The organism is Actinoplanes sp. NPDC023801, from assembly GCF_040639655.1.
GTDB lineage: Bacteria > Actinomycetota > Actinomycetes > Mycobacteriales > Micromonosporaceae > Actinoplanes.
On record NZ_JBFAAI010000006.1, the window covers coordinates 35,184 to 50,700 of the forward strand.

General features: G+C 70.6%; 16 protein-coding genes. 9 read left to right on the top strand and 7 right to left on the bottom strand.

Features of this window, described 5'->3' with window-relative positions:
• The first annotated feature begins 1 nt into the window (after position 1).
• Both AB0G04_RS13820 and AB0G04_RS13825 read left to right on the top strand, forming a co-directional pair.
• Positions 2–949: a hypothetical protein gene (locus AB0G04_RS13820; RefSeq protein ID WP_360981788.1), complete on the top strand. Its 948-nt coding sequence runs from the start codon at positions 2–4 to the stop codon at positions 947–949.
• A gap of 60 nt (positions 950–1,009) precedes the next feature.
• Positions 1,010–2,731, top strand: coding sequence for a chromosome partitioning protein (locus AB0G04_RS13825; RefSeq protein WP_360981789.1), 1,722 nt, complete (start codon positions 1,010–1,012; stop codon positions 2,729–2,731).
• Here AB0G04_RS13825 and AB0G04_RS13830 read toward each other — a convergent pair.
• The 3 genes from AB0G04_RS13830 to AB0G04_RS13840 all read right to left on the bottom strand — a co-directional run bounded on the left by AB0G04_RS13830 (position 2,728) and on the right by AB0G04_RS13840 (position 4,915).
• Positions 2,728–3,273, bottom strand: a complete 546-nt coding sequence (locus AB0G04_RS13830; protein ID WP_360981791.1) for a hypothetical protein — start codon at positions 3,271–3,273, stop codon at positions 2,728–2,730. The genes AB0G04_RS13825 and AB0G04_RS13830 overlap by 4 nt on opposite strands.
• Before the next feature lie 115 nt (positions 3,274–3,388).
• The gene (locus tag AB0G04_RS13835) at positions 3,389–3,811 is read right to left on the bottom strand and encodes a DUF3151 domain-containing protein (protein ID WP_360981793.1); all 423 of its coding nucleotides are present in this window, start codon (positions 3,809–3,811) and stop codon (positions 3,389–3,391) included.
• Between the two features lie 114 nt (positions 3,812–3,925).
• Complete coding sequence (locus tag AB0G04_RS13840; RefSeq protein WP_360981795.1) at positions 3,926–4,915, bottom strand: ADP-ribosylglycohydrolase family protein; 990 nt, start codon at positions 4,913–4,915, stop codon at positions 3,926–3,928.
• A 57-nt stretch (positions 4,916–4,972) separates the two neighbouring features.
• On the opposite strand from AB0G04_RS13840, the gene AB0G04_RS13845 reads away from it, so the two are divergent.
• From AB0G04_RS13845 to AB0G04_RS13855, 3 genes are all read left to right on the top strand, one after another.
• Complete coding sequence (locus AB0G04_RS13845) at positions 4,973–6,160, top strand: hypothetical protein (RefSeq protein ID WP_360981797.1); 1,188 nt, start codon at positions 4,973–4,975, stop codon at positions 6,158–6,160.
• A gap of 26 nt (positions 6,161–6,186) precedes the next feature.
• Positions 6,187–6,504 carry a hypothetical protein gene (locus AB0G04_RS13850; RefSeq protein ID WP_360981799.1) on the top strand — a complete coding sequence of 106 codons (318 nt, stop codon included), beginning with the start codon at positions 6,187–6,189 and terminating at the stop codon, positions 6,502–6,504.
• 114 nt (positions 6,505–6,618) lie between these two features.
• Entirely contained in the window at positions 6,619–6,963 is a 345-nt protein-coding gene (locus tag AB0G04_RS13855) for a hypothetical protein (RefSeq protein ID WP_360981801.1), read from the top strand.
• A 10-nt stretch (positions 6,964–6,973) separates the two neighbouring features.
• Here the strand turns inward: AB0G04_RS13855 and AB0G04_RS13860 are convergent, their stop codons facing one another.
• The gene (locus AB0G04_RS13860) at positions 6,974–7,495 is read right to left on the bottom strand and encodes a hypothetical protein (protein ID WP_360981803.1); all 522 of its coding nucleotides are present in this window, start codon (positions 7,493–7,495) and stop codon (positions 6,974–6,976) included.
• Between the two features lie 110 nt (positions 7,496–7,605).
• Positions 7,606–8,631: a class II fructose-bisphosphate aldolase gene (gene fbaA, locus AB0G04_RS13865; RefSeq protein ID WP_106327683.1), complete on the bottom strand. Its 1,026-nt coding sequence runs from the start codon at positions 8,629–8,631 to the stop codon at positions 7,606–7,608.
• A 160-nt stretch (positions 8,632–8,791) separates the two neighbouring features.
• Between fbaA and AB0G04_RS13870 the strand changes: the two genes are divergently transcribed.
• Both AB0G04_RS13870 and AB0G04_RS13875 read left to right on the top strand, forming a co-directional pair.
• Positions 8,792–9,844, top strand: a complete 1,053-nt coding sequence (locus tag AB0G04_RS13870) for a hypothetical protein (protein WP_360981805.1) — start codon at positions 8,792–8,794, stop codon at positions 9,842–9,844.
• Positions 9,845–9,879: 35 nt separating this feature from the next.
• Positions 9,880–10,062 carry a hypothetical protein gene (locus AB0G04_RS13875; protein WP_360981807.1) on the top strand — a complete coding sequence of 61 codons (183 nt, stop codon included), beginning with the start codon at positions 9,880–9,882 and terminating at the stop codon, positions 10,060–10,062.
• Between the two features lie 4 nt (positions 10,063–10,066).
• On the opposite strand, the gene AB0G04_RS13880 is transcribed toward AB0G04_RS13875, so the two are convergent.
• Together AB0G04_RS13880 and AB0G04_RS13885 are read right to left on the bottom strand one after the other, a co-directional pair.
• The gene (locus tag AB0G04_RS13880; protein ID WP_360981809.1) at positions 10,067–11,071 is read right to left on the bottom strand and encodes an LCP family protein; all 1,005 of its coding nucleotides are present in this window, start codon (positions 11,069–11,071) and stop codon (positions 10,067–10,069) included.
• Positions 11,068–11,550, bottom strand: coding sequence for a SigE family RNA polymerase sigma factor (locus AB0G04_RS13885; protein WP_360981811.1), 483 nt, complete (start codon positions 11,548–11,550; stop codon positions 11,068–11,070). Before AB0G04_RS13885 ends, AB0G04_RS13880 begins: the two co-directional genes overlap by 4 nt.
• A 97-nt stretch (positions 11,551–11,647) precedes the next feature.
• Here AB0G04_RS13885 and AB0G04_RS13890 point away from each other — a divergent pair, with 97 nt between their 5' ends.
• Both AB0G04_RS13890 and AB0G04_RS13895 read left to right on the top strand, forming a co-directional pair.
• Positions 11,648–13,012: a 3' terminal RNA ribose 2'-O-methyltransferase Hen1 gene (locus AB0G04_RS13890; protein WP_360981813.1), complete on the top strand. Its 1,365-nt coding sequence runs from the start codon at positions 11,648–11,650 to the stop codon at positions 13,010–13,012.
• The gene (locus AB0G04_RS13895; protein ID WP_360981815.1) at positions 13,009–15,504 is read left to right on the top strand and encodes a polynucleotide kinase-phosphatase; all 2,496 of its coding nucleotides are present in this window, start codon (positions 13,009–13,011) and stop codon (positions 15,502–15,504) included. Before AB0G04_RS13890 ends, AB0G04_RS13895 begins: the two co-directional genes overlap by 4 nt.
• Positions 15,505–15,517: the final 13 nt, after the last annotated feature.

The window sequence follows — 15,517 nt, forward strand, 5'->3', positions numbered from 1 at the left end:
CATGTACGACGTCGTACTGCTCAGCCTGGCCGAGGGCTCGGGTGACGGCTGCGGTTCGGGCTGCGGTGGCTGCAACGCCACCTGCGCCACCCCGCGGACCCCGGTGCTCGCCTGCGCGGACGCGCTGCGTGCGGCCGGGGCCCGGGTGGAGACCGTGCTGGCCGGTTCGGACGCCGAGATCGACGAGGTGCTCGCCCGGTTCGACGGCCCGGCCCGCCCGGATGGCCTGACCTGGCCCGATCTGGACAGCAAGCAGCGCCTGGTGGTGGCCACCGCGACCGACGGGCAGCTGCGTGCCGTGATGCGCCGTCTGGTCCGCCGGTATGCCCCGCCACCCAGCAAGCGCCCGGACGACCTGCCCGCGCAGCGGACCGTTCCGGACCTGCCCGCGATCGGGATCCTGCCGCTCGACCCGTCCGCAACCGGGGATCTGGCGGCTCAGCTCGGCCTGCCCCGGGCACCGGCCGACGTGGCCGCGGCGGTGCTGAACGGCACGGTCCGCAGGCTTGACCTGCTCCGCAACGACGGCGGTTCGGTGACGCTGGACGGGGCGTTGCTCGGCGGTTCGGACGACAACGGCCGTGCCGTGCCGTGGCGCGGCCGGGTGGAGGTCGACGACGCCGTCCTGACCGACGGCGAGGAGCCGGTGCTGGCCTGTGTGATCGGCAACAGCGCCGGGTACGCCGAGTTCGACGGTCTGCGGCTGCTCGCCGACGGCGATCCCACCGACGGCCGGGTCGAGGTCGCGGTGGCGGTCCCGGTCGTGGTCAAGAAGCTTTTCAAGAACACGCGGGTACGGGTGGAGGTGCGCCGTACCCGGGGCCGGGCGGTGTCCGTCCTCCCCCGTGAGGGCGAACTCCAGTTCCTCGACGACGGGGTGGCGGGCTCCACGAGTCGCAAGCGATCCTGGTGGACCGAGGCGGGGGCCTGGGCGGTGTACGCCGCCTGATTCGCGTGCAACTCTGGACGGGCACCGAGCCAAGATTTCGTGATACCGGAGGTCTCATCCGTGGCGGACGAGAACGCCGACCGTGTCTACGTCCCGGGCGCCGAGCCTGCTCCGCCGGCCCGGGACGTGGAGCCGTTCTGGGCCGATGAGCCCGAGACGCCGGTGCACGGCCGTGCCGTGCCACTGGCCGACCGGACGCCACCGGTCGGGATGGTCCAGGTCGAGCCGGGAGTGTTCCGGCCGGCCGACGGTCCGTCCCTGCCACCGGGCGTGCACGTGCCGGTGCCACGCGTGCCGGTCGCCGACGGTCCCGCTCCGGTTCCGCCGCCGATCGCGCACGCGAACCCGGCCGTCCCGCAGGAGGGGGTGAGCCCCGCCACGCCGTGGTCGCAGCCGCCCGTCCCGGCGCCGCGTGACGCGGTCACCCCGCAGGTGACCCATCCGGTCGTTCCGCAGGCGACCCATCCGGTCGTCCCGCAACCGGTTCAGCCCGTCGTGCCGCAGGCGACCCAGCCTGTCGTGCCGCGGCCGGCGCCTCCGGTTGCGTCACCGCCGCCCCCTCCGGTCACGGCCCGGCCCGCGCCGGACACCTGGTCGGGTGGGCACGCTCCGGCCGTACCGCCGCAGTCCTTGCCGGTGCCGCAGCCACCGCGACCCGCGGCTGACGCCCGGCCGGACGCGCCCGTCGCGCCGGAGTTGCGGCAGGCTCCGCAACCGGCCGTCCACGAGCCGGCACCCGGGCTGCCGAACCCTTACCCGCCCGCGCCGGTCGAGCAGTTCTCGCCGGCCGAGGAGGTCCGGCCCGCCGCCGAGGCGGACCCGTTCCAAGAGCTGAACTGGATCGCCGAGGCGACACCGACGGCCGAGGAGTTCGCCCGCCGGCGACTGGCCCGGCCGGCGCAGCAGTCCGCCACCATGGGTGCCCGGGCGATGCTGCAGAAGGGGATGTTCGGCCTCGTCAAGCTGGCTCCCGGGCAGCGCGAGCTGGAGTACAAACAGGACGTCGAGATGGTTCGCCGCAACTTCGGCGGGCTGCGTCAGGTCACTGTGGTCAATCCGAAGGGCGGCGCCGGCAAGACGGTGGCCGTGCTGCTGCTGGCGATGACGTTCGGGCAGAAGCGCGGTGGGTACGTGCTGGCCTGGGACAACAACGAGACGCAGGGCACGCTGGGCATGCGTGCCCAGCAGGACTTCCACGCCCGCACCGTCCGGGACATGATGCGTGATCTGCATCTCTTCCAGGGCGCACAGGGCCGGGTCGGTGACCTTTCGCAGTACGTACGGGCGCAGGGCGAGGGCATGTTCGACGTGCTCGCGTCGGACGAGTCGGCGACCGCCGGTGAGATGCTGACCGCGAACTCGTTCGCCGAGATCCGCGATGTGGTGAGCCGCTTCTACAAGCTGATCTTCGTGGACACCGGGAACAACGTCCGGGCGGAGAACTGGCAGGCCTCGATGGACGCCACCGACCAGCTGGTGATCACGATGTCGGCCCGTAACGACTCGGCCGAGACCGCCGCCCGGATGCTCGACCACTTGGAGCAGGGTGGCCGGCGGCGGCTGGTCCGGCAGGCCGTGACGGTTGTCACCATGCCGCCGACCCGTAAGGACATCGACCTGGACTGGATCCAGCAGCACTTCGCGGCCCGGACCCGGGCGGTGCTGGTGGCCCCCTACGAGCGGCTGATCGACTCGGGTGAGCCGATCCGTTACGGCGAGCTCTCCGGCCAGACCAAGGACGCCTGGCTCAAGATCGCCGCAGCGGTGGCCGACGGTCTCTAGTCGCAGTGTTTCCGGGCCTCGGCCTGGAACTCGGCCTCGGGCACCACGTGCTGTTCGAGATACCCGGTGGCGGTCAGCACGTCACCGGGTGGCAGCTCGCGCAACCGGGCGAGAGTGAAGTCGAGGGAGCCGATCTTCCCCAGGCCGCCGCTCAGGTGGTATTCGACGCCCTCGCGCAGTTCCGTCAGCTCGTCCCGCGTGATCACCCACCCGGGCGGCGTCTCGAGGAGCGTGACCTGAGCGGGCGCATCCACGGCGCTGGTCTTCAGCGTGCTCGACGGCACCGGCTTGCGCGGCGACTCGACGTGCCACTCGATCCACTTGTCGGTCCGGCCGTCGGGGGCACCCGGCTGCTGCGGCACCGGTGACGCCGGATCGGCACGCTCCCACACCGCGACGTAGTCGATCTGGGCGCGGGCACACTCGGCGATCAGCACCGTGGCCCGGTCGCCGACCATCGCCAGCGCGAACAGCGGGTCAGGGTCGGGCGAGCAGGCGCTCAAAGGTATGAGGGTGGCGGATGCCAGAACAGCACCCGCCACCCGTCGGATCGTGCGAAGCCGTGACATGTCCACCTCATGGAATTCGATCGGCGTTCCCATGAGTAGGACGGAACCGAGGGCCGGCCCCGGTTACCGGAACCGGGTCACGAAGTCATCACGTCAGGGCGTCGGCGGCGGCCGGGTCGCTGTCCCGCAGGAACTGCGCACAGCGGGCCGCCTCGTCCGCCTCACCGATCAAGGCCGCGGACTGCGACAGCGCGTGCAGGCAGCGGAGGAAACCCTGGTTTGGCTCGTGCGACCAGGGCACCGGGCCATGACCCTTCCAGCCGTTGCGGCGCAGCGCGTCGAGGCCTCGGTGGTATCCGGTGCGGGCGTAGGCGTACGCGGTGACCGGCTCGCCGGCGCCGAGCGCAGCGGCGGCAAGCGGTGCCCAGGCGGCACTGTAGGCGGGAAACTTGGCGGCAACCGCCTTGAAGGCCTGCTCGGAGCCTGTCGCGGCGGCATCGGCCAGGGCCTTGTCGGCCTCGGCGTCGGCGGGCAGCCGGGTGGCGGGCGGCTCGGGAAGGAGGTTCTGCATGCCCTCATTCAACCCGGCCGGACGGCGATCATTCCGTCGCTGTGACGTTTCGCCTGGTTTTCTCCGCCGTCGGCGTGCCGTACCGCGTCTCGCCCGCTTCCTACCGGGTGACGATCAGTCCCAGGCGGTGCCGAGGCGGAAGAGCCGGTCCGCGTATTCGATCTGGGTCTGCCAGTCGGCCGGCCAGGCCGCCAGACCCAGGGCGGCGCCCGCGAAGGCCCCGGCGAGACAGGCGATCGAGTCGGAGTCGCCGGACGAGGCCGCACCCCGGCCGACCACCGCGACCGGCTCGTCCGGTGAGACCAGGTAGACGTAGAGAGCGGTGGCCAGCGCCTCCTCGGCGATCCACCCGGCGCCGGTGCGCAGGCACGGGTCACCGGTGTGGTCACCGGCGGCCAGAGCCGCCTCGACCCGGTCCAGTGCGGCCGCGCACTCGTCCCAGCCACGCGCGATGAACTCCTCCGGCGAGCTGACCGCCGGCCGCTGCCACAGCTCGCCGAGCCAGTCACCGCGGTAGACCTTGCGCTGCTCGGCGCAGCGTTCCCGCAGCGCTTCGAGGAGGCCGGACGGCGCGAGACCGTCCCGGAGCCAGAGGACGGCGTACGCGGTGAGCTCGCTCGCCGCCAGCCCGGTCGGATGCCCGTGCGTCAGGGCGGCCTGGAACTGTGCCGCCCCGGCCCGCTGGTCGTCGGTCAGCCCCGGCACCAGGCCGACCGGGGTGACCCGCATGTTCGCCCCGCAGCCTTTCGAGTCGGCCTGGGTGGCCCGCGTCCACGGCCGGCCGTCGGCCAGGTTGCCGATCGCCCGCAGACAGGTCATGCCGGGTGCCCGATCGTTCTCCGGGCTGGCCGCCCACTCCATGAACCGCCGGCGCAGCACCGGCTCGAGCTCGTCCGGGGTGATCGCATGGACCTCGAGCAGCGCCTCACCGACCGCCAGCGCCATCTGGGTGTCGTCGGTCACCAGAGCCGGTTCACCGACCAGCTGCCGTGGGCCGCCCGGGCCGTATCGGGCCACGATCGTCGCGTACTCCTGGAACTCGGTCGGTTTACCGAGCGAATCCCCGTAGGCCAGACCGAAAAGTGAACCTGTGGCAGCACGCATGCGGACAACTCTAGGTTCGTCGTCAACGGCGTGCTCGGTACGAGCAAGATGGACGGCATGCCCGATCCGCTGCAACCAGTTCTGGGCGGGGACGCGCCCTTCGACGCGACCGCCGACGAGATCGAGACCCGAGCCGAGCTCGAGGTGCACCTGGCCAAGAACACCCTGGCCGGCCTCTGTGTGCTGGGGCTGCGCCTGGACCATGAGCCGCCCGACCTGAGCGGTGTGGACGTACGCGACACCATGTTCGTCGGCTGTCATCTGGCCGGTGAGGACGTGGAGGTCGACCTGATCCGGCGCGGTGCCCACGTCATCCCGCCGTTCGACGGGCGGCCCTACCCGACCCATCCGGCACTGTTGTACACGCCCGAGGACCTGTCCGCCGGCTTCGCCGAGCGCGGCTTCGCCGGCATGTACGACACCGTCGTGTACGACCATTTCGTGGCACACGGCGGCGCCGTCCCGGACATCCGCGAAGCTCTGGCCCAGCGACTGCACGACGCGGGGATCGACAACGCGCTCGGCAAGGCGCTCAACGAGTGGGCGCACGCCAAAGGGCCGGGCGGCGCGATCGGGATCATGGGTGGGCATGCGGCGCCGCGCGGCTCGGAACCGTACCGGATGGCCGCGGCACTGGCCCGGCGTCTGGCCGCGGCCGGGCGCCTGGTCGTGACCGGCGGTGGCCCGGGCGTGATGGAGGCGGCGAACCTGGGCGCCTACTTCGCGTCGGCCGAGGAGTCCGACCTGTCCGCTGCCATCGACCGGCTCGCGGTCTCCCCGCATTTCATGGATCACGAGTCGTACACGGCGGCCGCTCTCGCGGTGCGTGCGGCACACCCGCTGCCGGAACTCGACGTGGCGGGCCGGCTGCGGCACGGCGGTCTGGCGCTGCCCACCTGGCTGTACGGCCACGAGCCCGCCAACCTGTTCGCCGGTCAGATCGGCAAGTACTTCTCCAACGCGGTCCGGGAGGACTCGATTCTGCGGCTGGCCCGGGGCGGCATCGTCTTCGCGCCCGGCTGGGCCGGAACCGTGCAGGAGATCTTCCAGGCCGCGACGAAGACGTTCTACGCCACCGACGGGCCGTCCGGGGCGTACGTGTTCCTCGGGGTCGAGCACTGGTCGAAACTGCCGGTGGCCGACCTTCTGGGACCGCTGCTGGCCCGGTCCCCGCACGGCGACCAGTCGGATCTCATCGTGGTGACCGACTCCCTGGACGAGGCCATGGCAGCGCTCTCCCGCTGACGGTGCGGCTGCCGCACACTGCTGTCATGGAAATCTTGCTGTTCCTGCCGGCGGCGCTGGGTGTTCTGATCGCGGTGTTCGCCGTGGTGATGGCCGTGCGAATGGCCCGGCGCAACACCCGGGCCGCCTACCGGCAGGTCCGGGAGTCCGGTGGGCGGCACGGTGGCTCGCATGCGCACCGTCACAGCGGCTCCACCGGCGGGACGTGGGACGGCCACTCGTCGTCGAACGACAGCGGTTCGTCGTGGGGAAGCAGTGACAGCGGCAGCTCCTGGAGTGGCGGCGACAGCGGTGGTGGCGGCAGCGACGGTGGGGGCGGCGGCGGTGGCGGTGGCGGCGACTGACCGGAGCCGCCGGCCGCGCGGCCGGACAGGCCGTCTGATCAGCGTTTCCGGCTCTCCGGACAGAGTCGTGGCCGCTCGCTCGTCGTAGTGGCGCGGCTACCGCACACTGCATCCATGGATCTGACCGTGGTCGTCATCATCGTCGTCGTCTCGTTGGTCGCGGTGTCGCTCGCGGCCAAGATGATCAAGCGCCGCCGGCGCAACGCCTACCTGGCGAGCCGGCCCGGCCGGATCCGGCGGGCCGGCTCGAACAGCCACCACACACACCACGCCGGCACGGTGGCGGCCGGCGGCACGTGGTCCGACAGCGGCTCGTCGTCGAACGACGACGGGGGCAGCCGGAGCTGGTGGGGTGGCAGCAGCAACGACAGCGGCTCGTCCTGGGGCGGCGGCGGCGACAGCGGCTCGTCCTGGGGCGGCGGCGGTGGCGACAGTGGTGGCGGCGGCGGCAGTTACTGACCGAGGCTGATCATGCGACGTGCACGCGACGCCAGTGCACCGCGGGCAGGTCGGCCTCGGGGACGTCGGTGATGCCGTTCTCGTCCATCGCGTTGTAGATCGCGAGACGCGCGCCGTCGAAGAGGAACTCGACGGCGTGCAGTACCCGGGGCCGCCAGTCGGCCGAGGTGGTCCGCTCGATCACGTTGACCGCGCGGAGCACCCGGCCCCGGGCCCTGCGCAGCGCGGCGTGCGGGTCGGAGCGCCAGTCGAAGTGCTCGTACAGGTCGACCGGCAGACTCGTGTCGATCTGGTTCCAGGTGATCGCGCACTCGTCGAACTTACGATGAGTGATCTCCACGCGACTCAGTCCGAAGTCGAGGATCACCGGGCCGTCAGCGAACCAGCCACGCTCCGCGACGTCCCACATCAGCTGGCTTGTTCGCAATTTCCTGCCGATGAGCCGCACGAACATGTATCGATGGGTCGCGGCGAGGGCTTCGGCATCGTGATGCCACTCGGGTTCCCAGCCCTCGATTCCGAGCACGACCACCGCCCCGCCGATCTTGATCGGTCGATGGTACCCACGCCTCTGTGTGACCCCGCAACACAACAGCGGCCGGTCCCACGAAGGGGACCGGCCGCTGTCAGTGAATCGAGTGCTTACTTGCCGAGCGAGGTGCCGGCCGAGCGGAGGTGCTGCGAGGCCTCGACGACCCGCTTGGCGAGACCGTTCTCGGCGAGCTTGCCCCAGGCGCGCGGGTCGTAGGCCTTCTTGTTGCCGACCTCGCCGTCCACCTTGAGCACACCGTCGTAGTTGCGGAAGAAGTGGTCCGCGACCGGGCGGGAGAACGCGTACTGCGTGTCGGTGTCGATGTTCATCTTCACCACGCCGTAGTCCAGAGCGCCGTGGATCTCCGACAGCAGCGAGCCCGAGCCGCCGTGGAACACCAGGTCGAGCGGCTTCTCCTTGCCGTACTTGGCGCCGATCGCGTCCTGGATCTCCTTCAGGATCTCCGGGCGCAGCTTGACGTTGCCCGGCTTGTAGACGCCGTGCACGTTGCCGAAGGTGAGGGCGGTCAGGTAGCGGCCCTTCTCACCCAGGCCCAGCGCGGCGGCGGTGGCCAGGCCGTCCTCGACGGTGGAGTAAAGCTTGTCGTCGATCGCGGCGGAGACGCCGTCCTCCTCGCCACCGACGACGCCGACCTCGATCTCCAGGATGATCTTGGCGGCAGCGGTCTTCGCCAGCAGCTCCTCGGCGATCTGCAGGTTCTCGTCGAGCGGAACGGCCGAGCCGTCCCACATGTGCGACTGGAACAGCGGCGCCTGGCCCTTGGCCACACGCTCCGCGGAGATGTCGATCAGCGGCCGGACGAACCCGTCGAGGTGGTTCTTCGGGCAGTGGTCGGTGTGCAGCGCGATGTTGATCGGGTACTGCTTCGCCACGTGGTGGGCGAACTCGGCCAGCGCCACGGCGCCGACGACCTTGTCCTTGATCGTCGGGCCCGAGACGTACTCGGCGCCACCGGTGGAGATCTGGATGATGCCGTCGCTGCCCGCCTCGGCGAAGCCCTGCAGGGCCGCGTTGAGGGTCTGCGAGGACGTCACGTTGATCGCCGGGTAGGCGAACGCGCCGGCCTTGGCGCGATCGATCATCTCGGCGTAGACCTCAGGAGAAGCGATAGGCATCGGGATGCGCTCCTTGCTCATTTTCACGGCTGCGAGAGGGCAGGACCGCGCTGTCCTCCAGCAGGCAGTATTCCGCAGTCGCGGTGCGTAGTGGAAACCGCCTCGAAAACCGGACCGAGATCCTGGCGTATTTCTCATATCGGACAACTACCGTCAGGCCATGTTCTCACTTACGGGGCAGATCGCTGCCGGCGGTGTCGGAGCCTTGCTCGCCCTGAGTGGCCTCGGTGCGCCGCAGATCGAATCTCCCACCCTCAAGATGCCCCGGGTCGCCCCGATCGCCATGACGGCCGGGCAGGTGGCCCGATTCGATCTGCCCGTCCACAACGCGGGCGACACCCCGGTCTCCGGAGCGGTCGTGTCCCTGATGATCGACACCGAGCGTCTGGTGAAGACGTCCTACCGGAACTGCTCCACCGGTCAGCGGCATCTGCTCTGCACCTTCGACACGAAGCTGAAGCCGGGAGGGTACTACGGCCTTTCCGAACCGCTGGCCTTCCGCCCACCGGCCGACTCGATCACCGGCAGCATCGTGTGGACCCTCGCGACCTGGTGGACCGCCACCGAGTACGCGGCCCTGCCGACCATCCCGCCGGAGTCGATCCCCCCGGGCGCCGGCGAGTACGTCTGGGTGAGCACCCCGGGCCCAGGATGGGCCGCCGGATCCGAGCTGAAGCTGAAGGAGCTGGCCGGCCCGCCCGCCGGCCCGCCGGAGAAGGTCTGGGACGACTACGCGGAGAAGTGGGTCGACGCGGAATCGTCCCTCGACCTGACCGTGACCAGGGGCCGGTCAGCCGACATGGAGGTCTCCGGTGTGCGGAGCGTCCTGGCCGACGGCCGGGGCACCCTCCGGGCGAGTCTCATCAACCACGGTCCCGGCCGGCTGTATCCGAACTCCTACCTCAACAACTACCTGACGATCTCGGTGACCACCCCGCACCACACCAGGATCATGTCTGCCCCTGAGCGGTGTCTCCTGCATCCGGACGAAGGGCAGTTCGTGGAGTGCAACTCGACTGCCTCGATCGGTGGCGGCGAGCGGGAGGACTTCGATCTGGCGGTACGGGTACGGAAACCCACCACCGACGCCGGCCGGATCGAGATCCTCGAAGACAGAGGACTCGACGACCCGGACCAGTCGAACGACACCGCCCTGATCGACATCACGGAACCCGGATTGCCGAGCATTCGGAGCGGCATGCGCGCACCATGAGGGGGATGCCGGCGACAAGCGGAAGGGAGCTCAGAATGAGATATCCGATGCACGAGATCGACCTGGAGACACCCGAGGGTGACGCGGCCGAGCAGGCGACCATGATCCCCGGCTGGCAGGACGACGAACCGGACGATCAGCCGCCGGTCAGCGACGCCAACGAGTGGGACGCCCAGGAACAGAACCGGATCGTCGGGTTCGACGACGACTACCGCTGATCGGTCACCGCTGGTCCACGTAATCCGGATTCGCGGCCGCCCACTCGGCCAGCCGGTCGTCACGGATCGCCGCATACAGGCCGGGACCGACCCCGGGATAGATCGCCTCGTCCCGGCTGCCCTCTCGTCGGGCGGACTTCTTCGCCCCGATACCGACCAGTTCGGGTTCGTCGAGTGACGCGGCGACCCGCAGCAGCGTGAGCTCGTCCCCGTCGACCCGAAGACCCTTTCCGGCACTGGTCAGCAGGGCCTGCAGCTCGGACAGGCTGATCCCGCCGGCCATCGCCTCACCGGCGAGCAGCCGCAGGTACGCACGGTTGTTGTGGTCCCGGTCGTACGACCCGTTCGGCAGTTTCCACCGCCCCCGCAGCAGCGGCTCGACCTCGTCGGGTCCGATGTCGTGACAGCCCGCTGGGATGGCTTTGCGCCCCGGGTGCGCGACGATGCCCGGCCGGACGCACATGGTCACATCGCCGACCGCCGCACTGACCGCACGCAGCGCCCGCAGTTCGACAGTCACGGTGGCATCCAGCTCGACGCCCGTCAGTCCTTCGACGGCGTCCCTGGTCGCCGAGGCACCGCGCATCAGCGTCCAGTTCAGTTTCTCCCCGCCCGGCAGTACGCCACCCCGCGGCAGACTGATCAGGTAGACCTGCTTCCGGTCCGCGGTCAGGTGCAGCAGCATCACCGTGTCGGCCAGTGAGGTACCCGGTTCCCGCCCTTCCCGGCGGTCACTGCCGAGCAGCAGCACATCCAGCGGACCCGCCGGGTCGACGGCCGCCGGCAGTACGGGTCCACCCTCCCGGTGCTGCAAGTTGTCGATCACCAGCGGCGTGGCGGCGCCGGCCAGCACCACCGCGGCGGCCACCCCCGCCGTCCTCCGCCAGGCACGGCGGCGCTTTGCGCGTACCCAGGCGAAATCGATCTTCTGTCGCACCGGCCCGGAGGCCGGGGTGCTCGCCTCGTGCCGCGCGAACGTGGCCCGGAGTTCTTCCTCGATCCTGCTCATGGGGTTACCACCAATTCCGCCCGGAGCGTGCCGAGCCCTCGCGAGATGGCCGAGCGGACCGTGCCGACGGGACAGCCGAGAATGTCGGCGATCGCCTGATCGGGCAGGTCCTCGTAGTAACGCAGGACGAGGGCGGCACGCTGGCGTCGCGGAAGCTTCGCGAGCAGGCTCCACATGCGGTCGCGCTCGGCGCTCTCGTCGGCGTGGTCGGAGGCGACCGGGACGGACGGGTCGGGATCCGCACGCAGCAGCACACGCCGCCACCAGGACCCACGCCGCAGATCGATGAACTGGTTGGTGAGAATCCTGCGCACATAGCCGTCGGGCGAGTCGCTGCGGGCCACCCGCCGCCAGTTCAGCTGGACGCGGACCATGGTTTCCTGCACCAGGTCCTGAGCGGTCGCGGGGTCGCCGGTCAGCATGACGGCGTAACGCAGCAACGCGCTCAGCCGGCTGTCGGCGAATTCCTCGTAGGTCACGGGCACCTCCGCTCCTACGACGGGGCCGGGCACCGGAATCATTGCGGTGCGCCGCAAATCGATCGCCGGATTCGCATCCCGCTGACACGATCGTCTGGTGCTGCTCACTCTGACGACCACCCACCGGCCCGCCACCGACCTGGGCTACCTGCTGGTCAAGCACCCCGGCAAGGTGCACTCGTTCGGCATGCCCACCGGCACGGCGTACGTCCTCTACCCCGAGGCGGAGGAGGACCGCTGCACCGCCGCCCTGCTGCTGGACGTCGACCCGCAACTGCTGCGGGCGCAGAAGGACGCCTTCGAGTTGAGCCAGTACGTCAACGACCGCCCGTACGCGGCCTCCAGCCTGCTCTCCAGCGCACTGGCCAAGGTGTTCCGCAGCGCCCTGCGCGGCGCCTCGAAGGACCGTCCGGAGCTGACCGCCGTCCCGATTCCGCTGGAGATCCGGGTGCCGGTGCTGCGCGGCACGCCCGACCTGGTCACCCGCCTGTTCGAGCCGCTCGGCTGGTCGGTGACGGCCACCCCGATCCCGTTCGAGGCGGAGGTCGGCGGCGGCAGCCGGTACGTCGACGTGCTGCTGACCGGCGAGGTACGGGTCGCCGACGCGCTCAACCACCTTTACGTGCTGCTGCCGGTGCTCGACGACGCCAAGCACTACTGGGTCGCGCCGGACGAGATCGAGAAACTGCTGCGCTCCGGTGAGGGCTGGCTGGCCGCGCACCCGGAGAAGGTGCTGATCGCCCGCCGGTACCTGGCCCATCGCCGATCACTGGCGACCACCGCGCTGCAGCTGCTGGAAGCCGACCAGCCGGTCACCGAGGAGGAGTCCGAGCTGCCGGTGGCCCGCCGGGCCCCGCTGGCCGAGCAGCGCCGGGACGCGGTCCTGGCCGCACTGGCCGAGGTGAACGCGTCCCGCGTGCTCGACCTCGGTTGCGGTGGTGGAGCGCTGCTGACCGCACTGGCCAAGGACCGCGGCTTCACCGAGATCGTCGGCGCCGATGTGGCGACCCGCACGCTCGATGTGGCGGCCCGCAAGCTGCGGCTGGACCGGCTGCCGGAGCGCCAGAAGGACCGGATCCGGCTGATCCAGACCGCCCTCACCTACCGTGACGATCGGCTGCGCGGTTTCGACGCGGCCGTACTCATGGAGGTCATCGAACACGTCGATCTGCCACGGCTGCCCGCCCTGGAGACGGCTGTCTTCGGGCACGCCCGACCCGGCGCCGTGATCGTCACCACACCGAACGCCGAGTACAACGTGCACTACGAGGGGCTGACCGGGATGCGCCACTCCGACCACCGCTTCGAGTGGACCCGGGCCGAGTTCGCTGCCTGGGCCGGCCGGGTGGCCGGCGAGCACGGCTACGACGTGACGATCCGCGGTGTCGGTGAGGATCACGAGGAGACCGGCTCTCCCACCCAGCTCGCCCTCTTCACGATCAAGACCGAGGTGTCCGCATGATCATCGACGTTCCCGAGCTGGCCCTCGTCGCTCTGGTCGGCATCTCCGGCTCCGGCAAGTCGACCTTCGCCCGCGCGCACTGGAAGTCCACCCAGGTGCTCTCCTCGGACTTCTTCCGCGGCCTGGTCGCCGACGACGAGAACGACCAGTCGGCCTCCTCCGACGCCTTCGAGGTGCTGCACTACGTGGCCGGCAAGCGGCTCGCCGCCGGCCGGCTCACCGTGGTCGACGCCACCAACCTGCAGTCGCACGCCCGCGCCGGGCTGGTCAAGGTGGCCCGCGAGCACGACGTCCTGCCGGTCGCCATCGTGCTGGACGTGCCGGAGTCGCTGGCCTGGGAACGCACCCAGGCACGCGAGGACCGTACCTTCGGCCGTCAGGTCCTCACCCGGATGCACCGTGACCTGCGCCGATCCCTCAACCAGCTGGCCAAGGAGGGTTTCCGGAAGATCCACGTACTGCGCGGCACGGAGCAGATCGAGGCGGCCGAGATCCGGTACGAGAAGCTCTTCAACGACCGCAAGGACGAGCACGGGCCGTTCGACATCATCGGTGACGTGCACGGCTGCCGCGCCGAGCTGGAGGCACTGCTCACCAAGCTGGGCTGGGAGCTGATCCGCGACGAGCGGGGCCGTCCGGTGGACGCCGTGCACCCGGATCTTCGCAAGGCGGTCTTCGTCGGTGACCTGGTCGACCGCGGACCGGACTCGCCGGGCGTGCTGCGTCTCGTGATGGGCATGGTGGCGGCCGGGCACGCGATCTGCGTGCCGGGCAACCACGAGCAGAAGCTGGCCCGCAAGCTGAACGGCCGCAACGTGCAGCTCACCCACGGACTCCCGGAAACGCTCGAGCAGCTCGCGGCCGAGCCGGACGAGTTCGTGAGCGAGGTCCGCACCTTCATCGACGGCCTGATCAGCCACTACGTGCTCGACGACGGCAACCTGGTGGTGGCGCACGCCGGGCTCAAGGAGGCGTACCACGGCCGGGCGTCGGGCCGGGTGCGCAGCTTCGCGCTCTACGGCGAGACGACCGGCGAGACCGACGAGTACGGCCTGCCGGTCCGCTACCCCTGGGCCCGCGAGTACCGGGGTTCCGCCGCCGTCGTCTACGGCCACGTACCCACCCCGGTCCCCGAGTGGATCAACAACACGATCTGCCTGGACACCGGTTGCGTCTTCGGCGGCGCCCTCACCGCGCTGCGCTGGCCGTCGCGGGAACTCGTCGCGGTCCCGGCCGCGAAGGAGTACTACGCCCCGGTCAAGCCGCTCTTCACCACGCCCGCGCGAAGCGACGAGGGTCTGGACATCGCGGACGTCATCGGACGGAAACACATCGATTTCGGGTACGGGAATACGACCGTCCCCGCCGAGAACGCGGCCGCCGCCCTGGAGGTCATGGGCCGGTTCGCCGTCGACCCCCAGACCCTGGTCTGGCTTCCGCCCACGATGGCGCCGTGCACCAGCTCGACCGTGGAGGGTTACCTCGAGCACCCGTCGTCCGCCTTCGCCGACCTGCGGGCCGCTGGGGTGGACCGGGTGGTGTGCGAGGAGAAGCACATGGGGTCCCGCGCCGTGGTGCGGGTCTCGGCCTCCGGTGCCGGGGACGCGATCTGGACCCGTACCGGCCGGCCGTTCTTCGGTCCCGAACTGGACGAGCCGCTGCTGGCCGGGGTCCGGGCCGCGGCCGCACCGATCTTCGACGAGCTGGACACCGACTGGCTGCTCCTCGACGCCGAACTGCTGCCGTGGTCGGCGAAGGCGGGCGGTCTGATCCGGGACCACTACGCCGGGGTGGGTGCGGCCGGCCGGGCCGCCCTGCCCGCGGCGCTGTCGGTGCTGGAGAAGGTGGCCGGGCGCGGGCACGACGTCGCCGAGCTGCGCGACCGTCTGGAGCTGCGGGCGGCCGAGATCACCGGCTACTCGGCGGCATACCGTGCCTACGTGAAGCCGACGGACGGGCTCACCGGGGTCACCCTGGCACCGTTCGCGGTGCTCGCCGGCGCCGGCGTCTCGTACGCGAAAAAGGACCATGACTGGCACCTCGGGCTGGCCGACCGCCTGGTCGCGGCAGACCCGCGGCTCTTCACGCCGACCCGCCGGATGATCGTGGACCTGGCCGACCCGGCAGCCGAGGCCGCCGCGACCGAGTGGTGGCTGACACTGACCGGAGCGGGCGGGGAGGGCATGGTGGTCAAGCCGTGGGCCGGTCTCGCCGTGACCGACGGCAAGGGACGCCTTGTGCAGCCGGGGGTCAAATGCCGGGGCCGGGAGTACCTGCGGATCATCTACGGGCCCGAGTACACCCGTCCTGAGCAGCTGGAACGTCTGCGCCAGCGCAACCTGGGCCGCAAGCGTTCGCTGGCTCTGCGTGAGCACGGCCTCGGCCTGGCGGCGCTGGACCGGCTGGCCGAGGGCGCTCCGGCTTGGCGGGTGCACGAGCTGGTCTTCGCAATCCTGGCCGCGGAGTCCGAGCCGGTCGACCCTCGACTGTGACCGTAAGGTCACT

Bases quoted from the DNA above. Each gene is read 5' to 3' on its own strand.
- AB0G04_RS13820 (WP_360981788.1), top strand. From the start codon at position 2: ATGTACGACGTCGTACTGCTCAGCCTGGCCGAGGGCTCGGGTGACGGC.
- AB0G04_RS13835 (WP_360981793.1), bottom strand. From the start codon at position 3,811: ATGCAGAACCTCCTTCCCGAGCCGCCCGCCACCCGGCTGCCCGCCGAC.
- AB0G04_RS13840 (WP_360981795.1), bottom strand. From the start codon at position 4,915: ATGCGTGCTGCCACAGGTTCACTTTTCGGTCTGGCCTACGGGGATTCG.
- AB0G04_RS13845 (WP_360981797.1), top strand. From the start codon at position 4,973: ATGCCCGATCCGCTGCAACCAGTTCTGGGCGGGGACGCGCCCTTCGAC.
- AB0G04_RS13850 (WP_360981799.1), top strand. From the start codon at position 6,187: ATGGAAATCTTGCTGTTCCTGCCGGCGGCGCTGGGTGTTCTGATCGCG.
- AB0G04_RS13855 (WP_360981801.1), top strand. From the start codon at position 6,619: ATGGATCTGACCGTGGTCGTCATCATCGTCGTCGTCTCGTTGGTCGCG.
- fbaA (WP_106327683.1), bottom strand. From the start codon at position 8,631: ATGCCTATCGCTTCTCCTGAGGTCTACGCCGAGATGATCGATCGCGCC.
- AB0G04_RS13870 (WP_360981805.1), top strand. From the start codon at position 8,792: ATGTTCTCACTTACGGGGCAGATCGCTGCCGGCGGTGTCGGAGCCTTG.
- AB0G04_RS13875 (WP_360981807.1), top strand. From the start codon at position 9,880: ATGAGATATCCGATGCACGAGATCGACCTGGAGACACCCGAGGGTGAC.
- AB0G04_RS13880 (WP_360981809.1), bottom strand. From the start codon at position 11,071: ATGAGCAGGATCGAGGAAGAACTCCGGGCCACGTTCGCGCGGCACGAG.
- AB0G04_RS13895 (WP_360981815.1), top strand. From the start codon at position 13,009: ATGATCATCGACGTTCCCGAGCTGGCCCTCGTCGCTCTGGTCGGCATC.